We start from the raw sequence: 15,961 nt of genomic DNA, 5'->3' as shown, positions 1-15,961 counted from the left end.
GTCGAGGACCCGGGTCCGGCTCCGTCCCCGCGGCGAAGGCGACCTCAGAGACGGGTCGCGCAGACGGTTCGAGGAGTATCCGAGATGGCGAAGTACCTGCTGCTCAAGCACTACCGGGGCGGACTGCCGGCGGTCAACGACGTGCCCATGACCGAGTGGACGCCGGAGGAGATCTCGGCGCACATCCAGTACATGCGGGACTGGGCGGCGCGGCTGGAGGGGACCGGGGAGTTCGTCGACGGGCAGGCCCTCGCGCCCGAGGGGGCGTGGGTGCGCTACGACGGGGAGGGCCGCCCGCCGGTCACCGACGGGCCGTTCGCCGAGACCAAGGATCTCATCGCCGGGTGGATGATCGTCGACGTGGACAGCTACGAGCGGGCCGTCGAGGTCGCCGGCGAGCTGTCGGCCGCGCCCGGCGCCGGTGGCAAGCCGATCCACGAGTGGCTCGAGCTGCGCCCGTTCCTGGCCGAGCCCCCGACCGTCACGGAGTAGCCGCACATGCAGGACGCACTGCTGCGCAGTCTCGTCCCGGGCGTGCTCGGGGTCCTCGTCCGCCGCGGAGCCGACTTCGCGGCGGCCGAGGACGCCGTGCAGGACGCGCTCCTCGAGGCCGTCCGGGTCTGGCCCGCGGACCCGCCGCGGGAGCCGAAGGGCTGGCTCATCACCGTGGCCTGGCGCAAGTTCCTCGACGCGGCGCGGGCCGACACGGCGCGGCGGCGGCGCGAGGACACGGTCGAGGCCGAGCCGCCCGGGGGCCCGGTGACGACCAAGGACGAGACGCTGCGGTTGTACTTCCTGTGCGCGCACCCCACCTTGACGCCCTCGTCGGCCGTCGCCCTCACCTTGCGCGCGGTCGGCGGCCTGACGACCCGGCAGATCGCCGAGGCCTACCTGGTCCCCGAGGCCACGATGGCGCAGCGGATCAGCCGGGCCAAGCGCACCGTCTCCGGGGTCCGCCTCGATCGGGCCGGCGACGTCGCCACCGTGCTGCGGGTGCTGTATCTGGTCTTCAACGAGGGGTACTCCGGCGACGTCGACCTGGCCGCCGAGGCGATCCGGCTCACCCGGCAGCTCGCGGCCGTCATCGACCACCCGGAGGTGGCCGGCCTGCTCGCCCTGATGCTGCTGCACCACGCCCGCCGGGCGGCCCGGACCGCGGCCGACGGCAGCCTGGTGCCCCTGGCCGAGCAGGACCGCAGTCGCTGGGACACCACGGCGATCGCCGAGGGCGTCGACATCCTCCAGCGGGCGCTGTCCCGCGACCGGCTCGGCGAGTTTCAGGCCCAGGCCGCGATCGCCGCCCTGCACGCCGACGCCCCGGCCGCGGCCGAGACGGACTGGGTGCAGATCGTCGAGTGGTACGACGAGCTGCTGCGCCTCAACGACAGCCCGGTCGTCCGCCTCAACCGGGCCGTGGCCGTCGGTGAGGCCGACGGCCCGCGGGCCGGCCTGGCCGCCCTCGCCGAGCTCAGCGACACGCTGCCGCGCTACACGGCCGTGGCCGCGTATCTCCACGAACGCGACGGCGACCGGCGCACCGCGGCCCGCCTCTACGCCGAGGCCGCTCGCAAAGCGCTCAACCGGGCCGAGCGCGACCACCTGACCCGCCGGGCGGCGCGCCTCAACGCCGAGCTGCGCGGCTGAGGCCGGGCCGGCCCGGCTCAGTGCCGGGCGGCGCGGCCGGGTCGTCAGCGCTTGATGGCGAAGTCCGTCGCGGGGCTGAGCTTGGAGCCGACCCGGGCCACGACCTGGTAGGTGCCCTCCGGGGCGGGAGTGGTGCCGACGGCGCAGACGTGCGGCGTCGCGCGGTAGCTGTTCCACTGGATGCGGTAGGTGACCGCGTCGCCGGCGGCGAAGGCCCGCACGTCCGTGTCCTTCTTCGTGTTGCAGTCGTCGGAGGAGAACAGCAGCGTGCCCGCGCGCAGGATCTGGATCTCCTGGGCGCCGCCGCCGAGGTCGCGGCTGCACCAGTCGGCGGCCTTGCTGGCGATGCTGATGTTGAAGGTGAAGGTGCCGCCGAGGGGCCCGGGGGAGGGCAGCACCGTCACCGTCACCGCGATCTGGTCGTCGGTGCACGCGGCGATGTTGGCCGGGGGCGCGCTGTGCTGGGCCGCGGGCTGGCCGCTCGCGTCGGGGCTGGCCGGGATGATCTGCGGCGGCGCCGACGGGTCGGTGGACGGGCCGGGAGCGCCCGCGCCGCCGCCGGGGCCGGTCGTGGTGGCGCCGACGGTCTGGCCGCCGCCCTGGCCCGAGGCCGGTGCGCTGGTCGCGGTCGGCGGCGTGCCACCGCCACCGCCGCGGGTGAGGATCCACACGAGCAGCAGGACGCCGACGATGACGACCCCGACCATGGCGCGGCGCCGCCAGTAGACGGAGGATGGCAGGGGTCCGACGGTCCAGCGATTCGCCGGTCGTTGCATTCGGGCAGTTTGCCAGAAGCCGCGCGGCGGTTCAGCCCCGACACCCCATTTCGCCGAAGCGTCTGCATTCGTTAACGACAACCCTATCCGCGCAGCCATTGCGTGAGCCGGGCGACGAACGATTCGGGGTCGTCCAGCCACGGAAAGTGACCGGCGCCCGGCATGACGGCGACCTCGGCCGGCGGGGCGAGCGGCGAGCCGAAGAACGCGGCATACTCCGCGGCGTGCTTCGGCCCGAGCTGCACGTCGAACTCGCCGGCCAGAATCAGTACCGGCGCGGTCAGCAGGGCCAGCCCGGCCCGGACCGCGACCGGATCGAAGGCGTCGTCGGCGTAGTAGGCGGCGGCCGCGGCCCGGTTCGTCAACGACTCGGCCCGCTCGGCGTTCGCCCGCGCGGTGTCGTCCCATCGGCCATACACGAACGGGGTGATCGCCACCCAGTCGGCGTCGGTCGCGGTGCCGGCCCAGATACGCTCCAGGGACGCGAACGCCTCCGGGAACCACGGCTCGTCCCGGCGCAGCACCGCCACGTCCCGGCGGTCGTCGTTGGTGACCTCGATGCCGACCGGCCGCGGGCTGGGCGTGACGAGCGCGAGTCGCCCGACCCGGGTGGGGAAGCGGGCCGCGTAGAGCATCGCGAGCGTCGCCCCGCCGGAGTGGGCGAGCAGGTCGATGGTGTCGAACCCGAGGTGGACCCGCAGCGCCTCGAGGTCGTCGACCTGGCGGTCACAGCGGTACGTCCCGGGGTCGGCCGGCTCCTCCGAGTCCCCGGTCCCGCGCAGGTCCAGGGCCAGCAACGGCCACCGCCGAGCCAACCCACCGAGGTCGCCCAGGTAGCTGGACGCCTGCATCGGCCCGCCCGGCACGCACACCAGCGGCCGCCCGGCCCCCATCCGATGGAAGGCCAGCACGGTGCCGTCGAAAGCTTCGAAGATCGCCACTGCCCGATCGTACGGTCGCCACCGCCGAATGGTTCGAATAAAGATCGCCAGCCCTTCCCACCCCTACCCGAACACCCGCCGGTGGCGAGCTCGACGCTCAGTGCGTGGCTGCGGTCCGGGCGATGCGGTGGGCGGCCGCGATGACCTCGCCGACCTCGACGGCCAGCAGGGCCGGGTGGGGGCGGTCACTCAGCGTGTCGCCCGGCTCGGCTCGGCGGCCCCGCCAGATGGCCACGTGCTGCTGGCGGTCCGGCGGCGGGCCCCACAGGCGCGGCGGTACCGGCCCGAACAGGACGACCGACGGGGTGCCGTAGGCGGTGGCGAGGTGGGCGATGCCGGTGTCGCCGCTGATCAGGAGCCGGGCGTGGCCGACCAGCCCGGCCAGGTCGCGCAGGCCGGTGACCCCGGCCAGGACGGCTGTCGGCGGCAGCCCGGCCTGTTCGGCGACGCCGCGGGCGAGTCCAGCCTCGGCCGCCGAGCCGGTGACGACGACGTCGTGGCCGGCGGCGGCCAGGGTCCGGGCGGTCGCCGCGAACCGCTCCGGCGGCCAGCGGCGCAGGCCGGACTTGGCGCCGGGGTGCACGACGGTGGCGCCCGGGCGTGGGGAGGCGGGGCGGTCCAGGGCGAGGTCGTCGCAGTCGCAGTCGATGCCGTACCACTGCAGCATCCGGCACCAGCGCAGCACCTCGTGCTCGTCGAGCCGCCACTGCGGGCCGCCGGAGATGCCGGAGGTGCCGGAGGTGCGAGTAGTCCCGGAGATGCCGGAGGTGCCGAAAGCCAGCAGGCGCCGGGGGAGGGTGGAGCGCAGCAGGCTGTGCGACTGCGGGCCGCGGCCGTGCAGGTTGACGGCGACGGCCGGGTGCAGCTCGGGCAGGGTGCCGCCGAGGCCGTCGCAGGGCAGGAGCTCGTCGACGGCCCCGGTGAGCTCGGCCAGCGGGGCCAGCCAGCGCGGGGCGGCCAGCACGACCGGCTCGTCCGGGTGGGCCCGGCGCAGGCCCCGCAGCGCCGGGACCGCGGTCGCGAGGTCGCCGACGCCGAGGGCCCGCAGCACCAGGATCACGGGTACGAGGTCTCCCGCTCCGCGCACACGACGAGCTCGCGCACGGCGCAGCCGCGGGGCTGGCCGACGGCGAACATGACGGCCGCGGCGACGTTGGCCGGGTCGTTGAGGATCGCGTCGGGGCCGGGCTTGTACTGCTCGTCCCGGTCGTCGAAGAACCGGGTCCGCATGCCGCCGGGCACGACCAGCGTGACACCGACCTGGCCGGCGAGCTCGGCGGCCAGGGCCCGGGTGAACCCGACGACGCCGAACTTGGCGGCGCAGTAGGCGGTGGCGTCGCTGACGGCCTTGACGCCGAGCGTGGAGGCGATGGTGACGACGTTGCCGTGGGCCTCGGTCAGCGCGGGCAGCGCGGCCCGGATAACGGCGGCGGTGGCGAGCAGGTCGACGGTGACGACCCGCTCCCACACCTCGGCCGCGACGTCGCCGAGGCGGCCGGGCACGTCCATGCCGGCCGCGGTGACGACACCGTCGAGCCCGCCGAGCTCGGCGACGGCCTTGCGGGTGGCGGCCTCGGCGGCCCGGGTGTCGGCCAGGTCGCACTCGAGCCAGGGCACCCCGTCCTGTGGGGGCCGGCGGTCGATGACGTACGGCCGGTCGCCGGAGCGCCGCGCGGCGTCGACGACGGCGGCGCCGAGGCCGCTGGAGCCTCCGGTGATGAGCAGCGCGCGACTCATGTCAGTGTCCCTTCGAGCGTGCGGTCGAGATGAGTCCGGTGGTGGAGCGGCCGTCGAGGTACGGCACGATGACGGTCTGCCCGCCCCACTGCTTGACGAGTCCGGCTTCGGGCAGGGCCGGGCCGCCGTCGGTGTAGTCGCCCCCCTTGACCCAGATGTCGGGGCGCAGCCAGGCCAGGGTCGCCTCAGGGGTCGGCTCGTCGAACACGACGACGGCGTCGACGCAGCTGAGCGCCTCCAGCAGCCGGGTCCGGTCGGCCTCGGCCACGACGGGGCGGTCCGGGCCTTTCAGCGACCGCACGCCGGTGTCGGAGTTGAGGCAGACGACCAGGCAGTCGCCGAGCGCCCGGGCCGCCTCGAGGGTGGCGATGTGCCCGGCGTGCAGCAGGTCGAAGCAGCCGCCGGTGGCCACGATGGTCCCGCCGGCGGCCCGGACCCGGGCGACGACGTCGTGCACGGGTCCGGCCGGCACAACGGTGTTGTCGACCCGGTGGAGGCCGATCGCCGCGGTGGCGGCGGCGACCGCGGCCGCCACGGCCTCCGACGGCAGCGCCCCGGCGGCCAGGGCGGCGGTGGCGGTGGCGGCGAACCGGTCGCCGGCCCCGCAGGTGTCCCCCTCGGCCACCTGCGGGGCGGGCACGACGAGCGGTGTCGGCCCGGCGTGGCACAGCACGGCCCCGGCCGCGCCGGTCGTGACGGCCACGGCGCCGGCCCGCCACCGCCGCCGCAGTTCCTGCCCGGCCCGGGTGGCGGCGGCGATCCGCCCGCCACCGCCGGCGTCGTCGCTGAGCAGGCGGGCCTCGGCCTCGTTCGGCGTGGCGAGGCGCACCCCGGGCACCGGCGCCGAGCCGCGCGGGTGCGGGTCCCAGACGATCGGCGTGCCGGTTTCCGTCAGCGCCGCCCGCAGCCCCGGCCGCGCGGTGAGTCCGCGGCCGTAGTCGCTGACCAGAATGGCGTCGGCCGCGTCGAACAGCGGCCGCAGGTCACCCGGGTCGGCCGGGGGTGCCGGGTCGGCGCCGCCGCGGTCGAGGCGCAGCAGCACCTGGCCCCGGGCCCGGAGCCGGACCTTCTCGGGTGTCGCGCCGGGCAGCCTCACCGCGTGCAGCCGCACGTCCGCGGCGGTGAGCAGCTCGGCCAGGCGCAGCCCCCCGGCGTCGTCGGCGAGCGCGGTCACCAGCGTCACGTCCAGCCCGTCGGCGGCGGCCAGCGTCGCGGCCCGCCCGGCCCCGCCCGGCCGGTCCACAGTGGACTCCTCGTCGAGGACCAGCGCGGGCGCGTCCGGGCTGACCCGCCGAACGCTGCCGTCCACGTCCCGGTCCAGGAGCGTGTCGCCGACGACCACCAGGCGCGCGCTCATGAGGCGACCAGGCGGTGCTGGCGCAGCTCGGCGTCGACGTGTTCGCAGATCACGTGGGCGGCCACGAGGTGCAGCTCCTGCACGACCGGTCCGTCGCCCGGGCAGCGCACGGCCTCGTCGCACAGTTCGGCCAGCGGGCTGGGGCGGGGGCCGGTCAGGGCCCAGGTGTGCAGGCCGGCGCCGCGGGCCGCGGTCACGGCCGCGAGCACGTTGGGGCTGCGGCCGCTGGTCGACATGGCGATGAGGACGTCACCGGAGCGGCCGTGTGCGAGGACCTGGCGGGCGAAGACCTCCTCGTACCCGTAGTCGTTGGCGATGGCCGTCACCGCCGACGAGTCCGCGCACAAGGCGATCGCCGACAGCGGGATGCGCTCCTCCCGCAGCCGCCCCGTCAGCTCGGCCGCCAGATGCTGGGCCTGGGCCGCGCTGCCGCCGTTGCCGCACACGAGCAGCCGCCCGCCGTCGCCGAGGACGCTCGCCAGGTGCCGGCCCCAGCGCTCGAGCCGGTCGGCGGCCTGCCCGAACGGGCCGATCGCCGCGGCGAGCGCGGCCAAGTGGGCCTGCAGCGGGTTCATCCGGCCACCGCCTCGGCGTGGGCACCGGCGGTCGTGCGGTAGAGCGCCTCCAGCTGCTCCGCCGTGCGCCGCCAGGAGTATCGGGTCCGGGCCCGGTCCAGCGCGGCCGCGGCGTAGCCGTAGCGGCGCATGTCGTCGTCGAGCAGTCGGCGCAGGGCGTGGCCGATGGCGTGCGGGTCGCGGGCCGGCACCAGGTCACCGGTGACGCCCTCGACGACGGTGTCCAGCAGTCCGCCGACGGCGGTGGCGACGACCGGGCGGCCGCAGGCCATGGCCTCCAGGGGCGTGAGGCCGAACGGCTCGTACCAGGGGACCGCGGCGACGACGTCGGCGGCGCGGTACCAGGCCGGCATCTCGGCCGCCGGGACCGGCCCCTCCAGGTGCACCCGCTCGAGGACGCCGCACTCCTTGGCGACGCGGCGCAGGCGGGCCGCCTCGGCGTCGGCCGGGCCCCCGAGGATGTGGCAGGCCGCATGCGGTACCAATGGCAGGGCTCGAATCAGATCGGCGAATCCTTTGCGCTCCACCAGCCGCCCGACGGAGACGATGCGGCGGCCGGCCGGGGCCAGCGCGACCGGCGGGCCGTCCGGGGTGAAGCGGTCCAGGTCGACTCCGGAGGGCACCAGCGCGATGCGGTTGCGGGGGACGCCGAGGCGGGTCAGCTCGCGGGCCTCGTCGCGGCACTGTGCGACGACCCGGTCGGCATGGCGGCCGATGTGGCGTTCGAAGCCGATCCGCTGCGGCGGGCTGGTGTCGGCGGCGCCCTGATGCCGCCGCTTGACGATGCCGAGGGCGTGGAACGTCTGCACCACGGGGAGCCGCAGCGGCCCGGCGGCGGTCAGCGCGGCCAGCCCGCTCATCCAGAAGTGGGCGTGCACCACGTCCGGCGCCCACGGGTCACGGTCCCACTGCGCGCCCAGCCAGCGGCCGAAGTCGCCCATGTAGGGCAGCAGGGCGTCCTTCGGCAGCGCCTCCGCCGGACCCACCGGGACGTGCACGACCGACACGCCGTCGCCCATCGCCACCGTGGGCGGGCGGCCCGTGGCGTCGCGGCGGGTGTAGACCCGCACGTCGTGGCCGAGCGCGGCCAGGGCCGTCGACAGCTCGCGCACGTGCGTGTTCTGCCCGCCGGCGTCCTGCGCCCCGGGCGGCACGAGGGGGCTGGCGTGTTCGGAGATCAACGCGATGCGCACAATTCCTCCAGCAGGTGGTCCCAGTCGGCCAGGAAGCGGTCCAGGCCGTAGCGGCGGCGCGCCGCGGCCCGGCCGGCGGCCCCGAGGCGCCGGGCGTCCTCGGGTGATTCGATGAGCCACAGGGCCGCGTCGACGAGCGCGTCGACGTTCGTCGAGAGCACACCCGCGTCCGGCGGCACGGCCTCGACGGCCTCGGTGGTGGCCAGGGCGACGACCGGCACCCCGATGGTCATCGCCTCGATCAAGGACAGCCCGAGCGAGGTCCAGCGGCACAGGTGCAGGTAGGCGCGGCGGCGGGCCAGTTCGGCGTGCATCGCGGCCTGCGGCGGGTCGTCGAAGACGGCGATGCGCTCACTCGCCAGTCCGGCCACGCCCATGCCGAAGACGTCGAGGGGCGCGGCCGCGGCGAAGCGCGGGAAGAGGTCGGTGCCGGTCACCCGGCCCCGGCGGACCGGCTCGTTGGTGACGATCGCGAGGCGCTCCAGCTCGCCGGTGTAGCGGGCCGCGGGCTCGACGACGCCGTGCTCGATGACCGTGGCCCGGGTGCCGCCGCAGTCCCAGAACAGGGCGTTGAAGTGGGTGACGTGGACGATGGCGAGGTCGTCCCGGTCGGCCATCGGATGCCTGGTCGCGGGCACGTCACCCGTCGGGGTGTTGTGCTCGAGGTACACCTTCGGCGCCACCGCGGCCGGAGCCCACATGGACAATAGCTCCAGCTCCTCGGGGCGCTGCAGCACGACGAGGTCGATCGGGGTCCGGGCGATGTCCTCGAACGGGACCTCCCGCACGGATTCGGGCCAGTCCCAGGTCCGGGCCCGGCCGCGACCCCACGGCCCCCGGTCGTCGGTGACCGGCAGCAGGTACTGGTGCTTGCCCTGGACGAACGCGGTGGTCCACGAGCCGTGGACGTGCCACAGCAGGATGTTCACGCGTGCCTCCTCGCGCTGAGCAGTTCGACGGCGTCGACGACGGCCGCCGGGTCGACCCCGGCCAGGCACGGGTGGCCGCCGACCGGGCAGATCACGGCCCGGCTGTCGCGGCAGTGCGCGGCCGCGTCGCCGAGGCGCGCGAGGGGCACCCGATACGGCGCCCACTGTCCGAAGGGGACGGTCGGGGCGTAGAGGCTCACGACCGGGGTGCCGACGGCCGCGGCCAGGTGGGCCGGGCCGGTGTTGCCGACCACGACGCAGTCCGCGGCCGCGAGCAGGCCCGCGAGGCCGGCCAGCGCGAACGCGCCGCCGAGGTCGACGCCGTGCCCGCCGGCCACGCCGGCGGTGAGCTCCCGCTCGGCGGCCGAGCCGGTGACGAGCACCCGGTGCCCGGCGGCGGCCAGCGCGGCGACGATCCGCGCGGACACGTCCGGCGGGCAGGCCCGGGCCGGCACCGACGCGCCGGGGTGCATGACGACGAACGGCCCGGGCTCGGGCGCGGCCGGCACCTGGCGGATCCGCAGCCGCAGGTCGTCGCCGGGCGGCGGCGGGAACCCGGCCGCGGCGGCGAGGGACAGGGCCCGCTCCGCCTCGGCGACGCCCGGCGGCACCCGGTGCCGCACGTCCAGCAGCGAGCCGGGGTAGTCGTCGCTGATCGCGCTGATCCGCTCGACCCCGGCCAGGCGCAGCAGCAGCGCGGTCGGCAGCGGCGACTGGTGGAACGAGGTGAAGACGACGGCCTCGTCGGCGCCGACGGCGGCCAGGCGGGCGACGAGCGCGTCAGTGCCGGCCCGGTCGACGGGGTCCGGGGCGGGGTCGATCCACGGCAGCCGCCACTCGACGACCTCGTCGACGCCGGGCAGCAGCTCGGCCGCGGCCCGCCCGCGCGGCCCGCACAGCAGCACCACCCGGCCGGCGGCGGCCGCGACCGCGCGGATGGCGGGGCCGGTGACGAGCACGTCGCCGGCGGAGTCGGGGCGCACGACCAGGACGGTGGCCGCGGTGTGGGGGTGGCGCACGCCGGTCGGGTGCAGCTCGTCGCGGCGCAGGATCAGCTCGACGGCGTCGCGCAGGTCGGCGGCGACGGCCGGGGCCGCGGCCACCTCCGCGGGCCGGGTGACCGGTGTCGGGACGAGGATGCCGGCGGCTCCGGCGGCGAGGGCGGCGGCCATGTCGCGGCCGATGTCACCGACGACGACGCACCGCTCGGGCGTGGTCCGCAGCGCCGCCGCGGCCGCGTGGATCAGGCCCGGCCGGGGTTTGCGGCAGGGGCAGCCGTCGGCGTCGGCGTGCGGGCAGACCTGCCAGGTGTCGAACGGGCCGAGCAGCTCGTCGACCCGGGCGTTGACGAGCCGCAGTTGCTCGGCGGTGAACCGGCCGGCGGCCAGGCCGGACTGGTTGGTGACGACCCCGAGGCGCAGGCCGGTGGCGCGCAGCCGTTCCAGGGCGGCGCGGGCTCCCGGCATCGGCCGGACCAGCGCGGGATCGCCGTTGTACGGCACGTCCGCGATCAGTGTCCCGTCGCGGTCGAACAGCACGGCGTCGTAGACGTTCATGCCGCTCGCCACTTCCACCGGCCGGCCAGCCAGTGCCCGACCGCCAGCGGGGGGATGAGGACACTGGTGACGGCCATCGTGGCCACCTCGGCCGGGTCCGCGGGGCCGGGCGCGATCCGGGCCGTGGCGAACTCGGCCGTGCCCGCCGCCCACGCGAACGCGAGGCCCGCCGCCAGCCACTTCCACCGGCCGGGCAGCAGCGCGGCGCCGAGCGCACCGGCGGCCGCGGCGGTGATGAGCGCGTGCCGGCCCCGGCGGCCGGGTGGGATCTCCAGGAGTGCCCGCCAGCGCGGCCCGTAGAGGCGGCGCAGCAGGGCGTCGTCGGCGTTGCCGCGCTGGGTGCGCAGGCTGACCCACGGGCTCTCCGGGCGCACCGGGTGGGTGACCGTCCGCTCGCCGCGCAGCAGCCGCCAGCCGGCCCGCCGGACCCGGTAGGCCAGGTCCGCGTCCTCGCGGAACGCGCGGGGGAACCGCTCGTCGAAGCCGCCGGCCGCGGCGAGGGCCGGCCGCCGGTAGGCGATGTCGGCGGTGAGCCAGGCCCCGTCCTCCAGGCCGATGGTGACCCGCTCCCAGTCGGTCGGGCGGCGCCCCGCGGGCCGCGGCACCCGGATGCGGCCCTGGACCGCGCCGACGTCGGCGCGGACGTCGAGGTCGCGCACGAGCCGCCGATACCAGCCGGGGCCAGGGATGACGTCGTCGTCGAGGAACACGACCCACTCGCCGTTCGCCGAGCGCCAGCCGGTGTTGCGGGCCCAGGCCGGTCCGCGCCGCTCGGTGTCCTCGACGACGAGCAGCTCCACCTCCGGCGGCAGCGGCCCGAGCGCGTCGAGCAGCCGGCCCAGCGTGGACCGGCCGACGGTCGGCACGACGATACTGACGTTCACCGAGCGTCGCCGCCGGCTGTCGTGCACACCGCCGCCCGGTGGACCGCGAAGGGCCCCAGTGCGAGCAGGTCGACCGGGGCGGAGCCGAAGAGCTCCATCGCCTCCCGCGGGGTGTCGGCCATGGGCCGCCCGGCGGTGTTGAGCGACGTGTTGACGACCACCGGCAGGCCGGTGCGGGCCTCGAACTCGGCCAGCAGTCTCGCCACCAAGGGTTCGGACTCCGGGTGTACTGTCTGGACCCGCGCCGTCCCGTCGACGTGCACGACGGCCGGGATCCGCGCCACCCAGTCCGGCTTCACCCGGTGCACGAAGAGCATGTACGGGCTCGGGTACACCCCGTCGAACACGTCACCGAAGCGCTCGGCCCGCACCATCGGCGCGATCGGGCGAAACTGCTCGCGCCCCTTGACGTCGTTCATCCGGGCCGTCATCTCCCGCTCGCCGGGGTGCGCGAGCAGCGAGCGGTGCCCGAGCGCCCGCGGCCCGTATTCGCTGCGCCCCTGATACCAGGCCACGATCCCGCCGCGGGCGAGGACCTCGGCCGCCTCGGCCGCGATGTCGGCCGGGCGGGTGTAGGGCAGCGCCGCCCGCCGCAGCTCCGCCTCCAGTTCGGTGTCGCTCCAGCCGCGGCCGAGGTCGGCTCCGCGCATCGGCTCGACCGGGCCGGCCGCGGCGGCGAGGTGCAGCGCGGCCCCGAGTGCGGTGCCGGAGTCCCCGGCCGCGGGCTGCACCCAGACCCGCTGGAACGGCCCTTCAGCCGCGATCCGCGCGTTGGCGACGCAGTTCAGCGCGACCCCGCCCGCCATCGTCAGCGTCGAGGGCCCGCCGGCCGCCGCATGCAGCCAATGCGCCAGCTCCAGCAGTACTTCCTCGAGCCGCGTCTGCACCGAGGAGGCCAGGTCCGCGTGGTCGTCGGTCATCTCGCCGTCGGCCGCGCGGGCCTTGGCGAGGGCCGGCCAGTCGATCGGCCCGACCCGGAAGCCGCCGTCGCCGGTGGTGTGCACGAGCTCGCGCAGCTCGGCCAGGAACCGGGGGCGGCCGTAGGAGGCCAGGGCCATCACTTTGTACTCGTCGCTGGAGTGCAGGAACCCCAGATGCCGGGTCAGGTCCTCGTACAGCAGGCCCAGGGAGTGCGGCAGGCGCTGCGCGGCCAGGGTGGTCAGCTCGCCGCCGCGGTACACCCCGGCCAGGTGGCTGGCCGCCTCGCCGCGGCCGTCGAGCACGAGGACCGCGCCGTCACCACCGGCGGCCAGCCCCGCGGAGGCGGCGTGGGCGACGTGGTGCGGCACGAACCGGACCCGCTGCGGGTCGAGCCCGGGCAGGGCCGCGGCCAGGAACTGCGGGGCCCGCCGCGCGTAGTCGACGCGCAGCGCGTCGGCCGGGTCGTCGACGCCCATCGCGGTCAGGTCGCCGCACAGGGCCGGGTCGAAGGAGTAGGCGACCGCGTCGAGGTCCTCCGGCCGCAGCCCGGCCTCCCGCAGGCACCAGGCGGCGGCCAGCTCCGGCTGCTCCCAGGCGGAGAACGGCACCGGCCGCTTGCCGTGCTTGCGGCGGCTGAAGCGCTCCTCCTCGGCCGCGGCGACCGTGCGTCCGTCGATGACCAGGGCGGCCGCCGGGTCGTGGAAGATCGCGTTGACTCCCAGCACCTTCATGCCCCAGCCGCCTACCCGGGGCCGCACCGGCCAACCAAATCGGTTCTCCGGCAGAACCGATTCCGGCTTCTGGGAACGGTTCTGCCGCAGAAGCGTTTGACCAGTTCCCGATGCGGGAAGCTGGGCTCCTCATGCACATCGTTGAGCACCTGATCGCCGGGCGGTGGTCCGCCGGCGGCGACCTGTCGAACGTGATCGACCCGTTCATCGGCAAGCCGGTGGCGAGCTTCCCGGCGGCCACGCCGCACGAGGTCGCGGCGGCCGTGGCCGGGGCGCGGGCGGTGCAGCCGGACTGGGCCGCGACGGCACCGGCGGCCCGGGCGGAGGCGCTGCGGGCCGCGGCCAACGCCGTCGAGCAGGCCACCGACGTGCTCGCGCGGACGATGTCAGCGGAGATGGGCAAGCCCGAGGCGGAGGCGGCCGGGTCGATCGCGGCCGGCGTCGGGACGCTGCGGCAGTACGCCGAGCTGGGTCAGCTACACTCCGGCCGGACCCTCGGCGGGGACCCGGGCGCCCTCGATCTGATGGTCCGGGAGCCGCGCGGGGTCGTGGCCGCCATCACCCCCTGGAACGATCCGGTGGCCGTCTCGTGCGGCCTGCTCGGGGCCGCGCTGGCGACCGGCAACGCGGTCGTGTACAAGCCCAGCGAGCGGACCCCGGCGACCGGCTGGCTGCTCACGAAGCTCCTGGCCCCGCACGTCCCGCCGGGCGTGCTGTCGATGCTGGCCGGCGGCGGCTCCACCGGCGCGGCGCTGGCCGAGTCGGCCGTCGACGTCGTCGCGCACGTCGGCTCGACCGCGACCGGCCGCGCGATCGCCGCCGCGGCCGCCCGCACCGGGGCGAAGGCGCTGCTGGAGAACGGTGGCTGCGACCCGCTCATCGTCGACGCCGGGGTCGATCCGGCCTGGGCGGCCGCGCAGGCCGCCGTGGGCGCGTTCGCCAACGCGGGGCAGATCTGCGTGTCCGTCGAGCGCATCTACGTGCACGCGGACATCGCCGAGGAGTTCCTCACGGCGTTGGTCAAGGAGGCGGCCGCGACCGAGATCGGCCCGCTGGTCGACGTGCGGCACCGCGGCGGCGTGCACGGCCAGGTCGTCGACGCGGTCGACCGGGGCGCGCGGCTGCTGGCCGGTGGCGTGATCCCGGACGGCCCGGGCGCCTGGTACCCCCCGACGGTCCTGGCCGGCTGCACGGACGAGATGCGGGTCGTGGAGACGGAGACGTTCGGCCCGGTCGCCCCGGTGGTCACGGTGGCGTCGTTCGACGAGGCCCTGCGCTGCGCGGCAAGATCACCGTACGGCCTGGCCGCAACCGTCCTGACCGCGTCGATGAGCAACGCCCACTGGGCCTGGCAGCAGCTGGAGGTCGGCACCGTGAAGATCAACGCCGTCTTCGGTGGCGCCCCCGGCGGCGCGGCCCACCCCCGCCGCGGCAGCGGCCAGGGCTTCGGCTACGGCCCCGAACTGCTCGACGAGATGACCGCCACGAAGGTCGTCCACCTGGAGTCCCCGCCCGGCGGCTGGTGACGGCGCCCGGCGGGTGTCGACGCTCTTCGGCCCGGTGGACTATTCGGCCAGGTGGCGGCGCAAGAAGCCCAGGGCGTGGGCCAGCAGGCGGGAGACGTGCATCTGCGACAGGCCGACCTGCTTGGCGATCTCCAGCTGGGACAGGTTGCCGTAGAAGCGCATGGACAGGATGCGCTGCTCGCGCTCGGGCAGGCGGGCGATGATCCGGCGCAGCGACTCGCGGTATTCGACCAGGGCGAACTCCGGGGACTCGCCGCCCAGCGTGTCAAGCATGGTGCTCTCGTCGTCCATGCCGGGGGTGGGCACGTCCAGCGACAGCGGGCGGTAGGCCTGGGTCGCGCCGACGGCCTCGATCACCTGCTCCTCGCTGAGGCCGGTGTGCGCGGCGATGTCGGGCACCGTGGGTGAGCGGCCGAGCTGCTGGGTGAGCGCGTCGCGGGCGTGGTTGACGGCCATCCGCAGCTCCTGCAGCCGCCGCGGCAGCCGGACGCCGGAGGAGCGGTCGCGGAAGTGCCGCTTGAGCTCGCCGGTGATCGTCGGGGTCGCGTAGGTGCCGAACTCCGTGCCGTGCTGCGGGTCGAACCCGTCGACGGCCTTGACCAGGCCCAGCGCCGCGACCTGGGCCAGGTCGGCGGCGGGCTCGCTGCCGCCGTCGTAGCGGCGGGCCAGGCGGTGCGCGGCCGGCAGGCACTGCTCGATCACCTGGCCGCGGATCCGGGCCCGGGCCGGGTCGGCCGGGTCGAGCTGGGCCATGCGCAGCAGGCGTTCGGTGACCCCGGCCGGCCACTGGCCGTGGCCGAGCTCGACCTGCTCGAGGTCGACGGCCCGCCGTTCCCGCTCCCGCAGCGGCCAGTCGAGCGGCTCGTACACGCCGAGCTGCTTCGCCGCGCCCGCGATCTCCAGCGCCGACAGCGCGACCCCGGTCGCCCCGCACACGTGCAGCTCGGCCTCGAGCTGCTCGCCGCGGTGCTGCAGGTACACCAGGATCTTGATCGCGGCCGCGTCGATCAGCCGGACCTGCCGCACGTCGACGGCGATCTGCGCCGTCCGCGCGTCGAACTGCTCGAACACGATCTGCCGCAGGTATGGCGCTGACGCGTAGTCCAGCACCCCGGAGCACTCCAGGAGCGTCGCGTCCGGGCGCTGCGATACCAAGATCGTCAAGTCCATGACCGCCCCCTTGCCCCCCAC

15 protein-coding genes are annotated in these 15,961 nt (G+C 75.9%); 3 read left to right on the top strand and 12 right to left on the bottom strand.

Features of this window, described 5'->3' with window-relative positions:
• The first annotated feature begins 84 nt into the window (after positions 1–84).
• Positions 85–492: a YciI family protein gene (locus ACIA8L_RS11015; RefSeq protein ID WP_395902911.1), complete on the top strand. Its 408-nt coding sequence runs from the start codon at positions 85–87 to the stop codon at positions 490–492.
• A gap of 6 nt (positions 493–498) precedes the next feature.
• Positions 499–1,644 (top strand): RNA polymerase sigma factor, encoded by a 1,146-nt coding sequence (locus ACIA8L_RS11010; protein WP_395902909.1) that lies wholly within the window; start codon positions 499–501, stop codon positions 1,642–1,644.
• Positions 1,645–1,688: 44 nt separating this feature from the next.
• Here the strand turns inward: ACIA8L_RS11010 and ACIA8L_RS11005 are convergent, their stop codons facing one another.
• From ACIA8L_RS11005 to ACIA8L_RS10955, 11 genes are all read right to left on the bottom strand, one after another.
• A complete protein-coding gene (locus ACIA8L_RS11005) occupies positions 1,689–2,420 on the bottom strand; it encodes a hypothetical protein (protein WP_395902906.1) in 732 nt (243 codons plus the stop codon).
• Between the two features lie 83 nt (positions 2,421–2,503).
• Positions 2,504–3,361, bottom strand: a complete 858-nt coding sequence (locus ACIA8L_RS11000; protein ID WP_395902904.1) for an alpha/beta fold hydrolase — start codon at positions 3,359–3,361, stop codon at positions 2,504–2,506.
• A 97-nt stretch (positions 3,362–3,458) separates the two neighbouring features.
• A complete protein-coding gene (locus ACIA8L_RS10995; RefSeq protein ID WP_395902901.1) occupies positions 3,459–4,421 on the bottom strand; it encodes a glycosyltransferase family 9 protein in 963 nt (320 codons plus the stop codon).
• Positions 4,418–5,098, bottom strand: coding sequence for an SDR family oxidoreductase (locus ACIA8L_RS10990; protein WP_395902898.1), 681 nt, complete (start codon positions 5,096–5,098; stop codon positions 4,418–4,420). Before ACIA8L_RS10990 ends, ACIA8L_RS10995 begins: the two co-directional genes overlap by 4 nt.
• Before the next feature lies 1 nt (position 5,099).
• The gene (locus tag ACIA8L_RS10985) at positions 5,100–6,455 is read right to left on the bottom strand and encodes a PfkB family carbohydrate kinase (protein ID WP_395902895.1); all 1,356 of its coding nucleotides are present in this window, start codon (positions 6,453–6,455) and stop codon (positions 5,100–5,102) included.
• Positions 6,452–7,030, bottom strand: coding sequence for an SIS domain-containing protein (locus tag ACIA8L_RS10980; RefSeq protein ID WP_395902892.1), 579 nt, complete (start codon positions 7,028–7,030; stop codon positions 6,452–6,454). Before ACIA8L_RS10980 ends, ACIA8L_RS10985 begins: the two co-directional genes overlap by 4 nt.
• A complete protein-coding gene (locus ACIA8L_RS10975) occupies positions 7,027–8,223 on the bottom strand; it encodes a glycosyltransferase (protein ID WP_395902891.1) in 1,197 nt (398 codons plus the stop codon). The genes ACIA8L_RS10980 and ACIA8L_RS10975 overlap by 4 nt, the downstream gene beginning before the upstream one ends.
• A complete protein-coding gene (locus tag ACIA8L_RS10970) occupies positions 8,208–9,152 on the bottom strand; it encodes a glycosyltransferase (RefSeq protein ID WP_395902889.1) in 945 nt (314 codons plus the stop codon). Before ACIA8L_RS10970 ends, ACIA8L_RS10975 begins: the two co-directional genes overlap by 16 nt.
• The gene (locus ACIA8L_RS10965; RefSeq protein WP_395902886.1) at positions 9,149–10,708 is read right to left on the bottom strand and encodes an HAD-IIIA family hydrolase; all 1,560 of its coding nucleotides are present in this window, start codon (positions 10,706–10,708) and stop codon (positions 9,149–9,151) included. Before ACIA8L_RS10965 ends, ACIA8L_RS10970 begins: the two co-directional genes overlap by 4 nt.
• Positions 10,705–11,592: a glycosyltransferase family 2 protein gene (locus tag ACIA8L_RS10960; RefSeq protein WP_395902884.1), complete on the bottom strand. Its 888-nt coding sequence runs from the start codon at positions 11,590–11,592 to the stop codon at positions 10,705–10,707. Before ACIA8L_RS10960 ends, ACIA8L_RS10965 begins: the two co-directional genes overlap by 4 nt.
• Positions 11,589–13,271 carry a carbamoyltransferase gene (locus ACIA8L_RS10955; RefSeq protein WP_395902882.1) on the bottom strand — a complete coding sequence of 561 codons (1,683 nt, stop codon included), beginning with the start codon at positions 13,269–13,271 and terminating at the stop codon, positions 11,589–11,591. Before ACIA8L_RS10955 ends, ACIA8L_RS10960 begins: the two co-directional genes overlap by 4 nt.
• Positions 13,272–13,375: 104 nt before the next feature.
• On the opposite strand from ACIA8L_RS10955, the gene ACIA8L_RS10950 reads away from it, so the two are divergent.
• Positions 13,376–14,770 carry an aldehyde dehydrogenase family protein gene (locus tag ACIA8L_RS10950; protein WP_395902880.1) on the top strand — a complete coding sequence of 465 codons (1,395 nt, stop codon included), beginning with the start codon at positions 13,376–13,378 and terminating at the stop codon, positions 14,768–14,770.
• Positions 14,771–14,809: 39 nt separating this feature from the next.
• Here ACIA8L_RS10950 and ACIA8L_RS10945 read toward each other — a convergent pair whose 3' ends face one another.
• Positions 14,810–15,940: a SigB/SigF/SigG family RNA polymerase sigma factor gene (locus tag ACIA8L_RS10945; protein WP_395902877.1), complete on the bottom strand. Its 1,131-nt coding sequence runs from the start codon at positions 15,938–15,940 to the stop codon at positions 14,810–14,812.
• Positions 15,941–15,961: the final 21 nt, after the last annotated feature.

It is taken from the genome of Dactylosporangium sp. NPDC051541 (genome assembly GCF_044454505.1).
In the GTDB taxonomy this organism is placed as follows: domain Bacteria; phylum Actinomycetota; class Actinomycetes; order Mycobacteriales; family Micromonosporaceae; genus Dactylosporangium.
The sequence above is the reverse complement of the archived record's forward strand: the minus strand, read 5'-3'. Positions and strand labels throughout refer to the sequence as shown.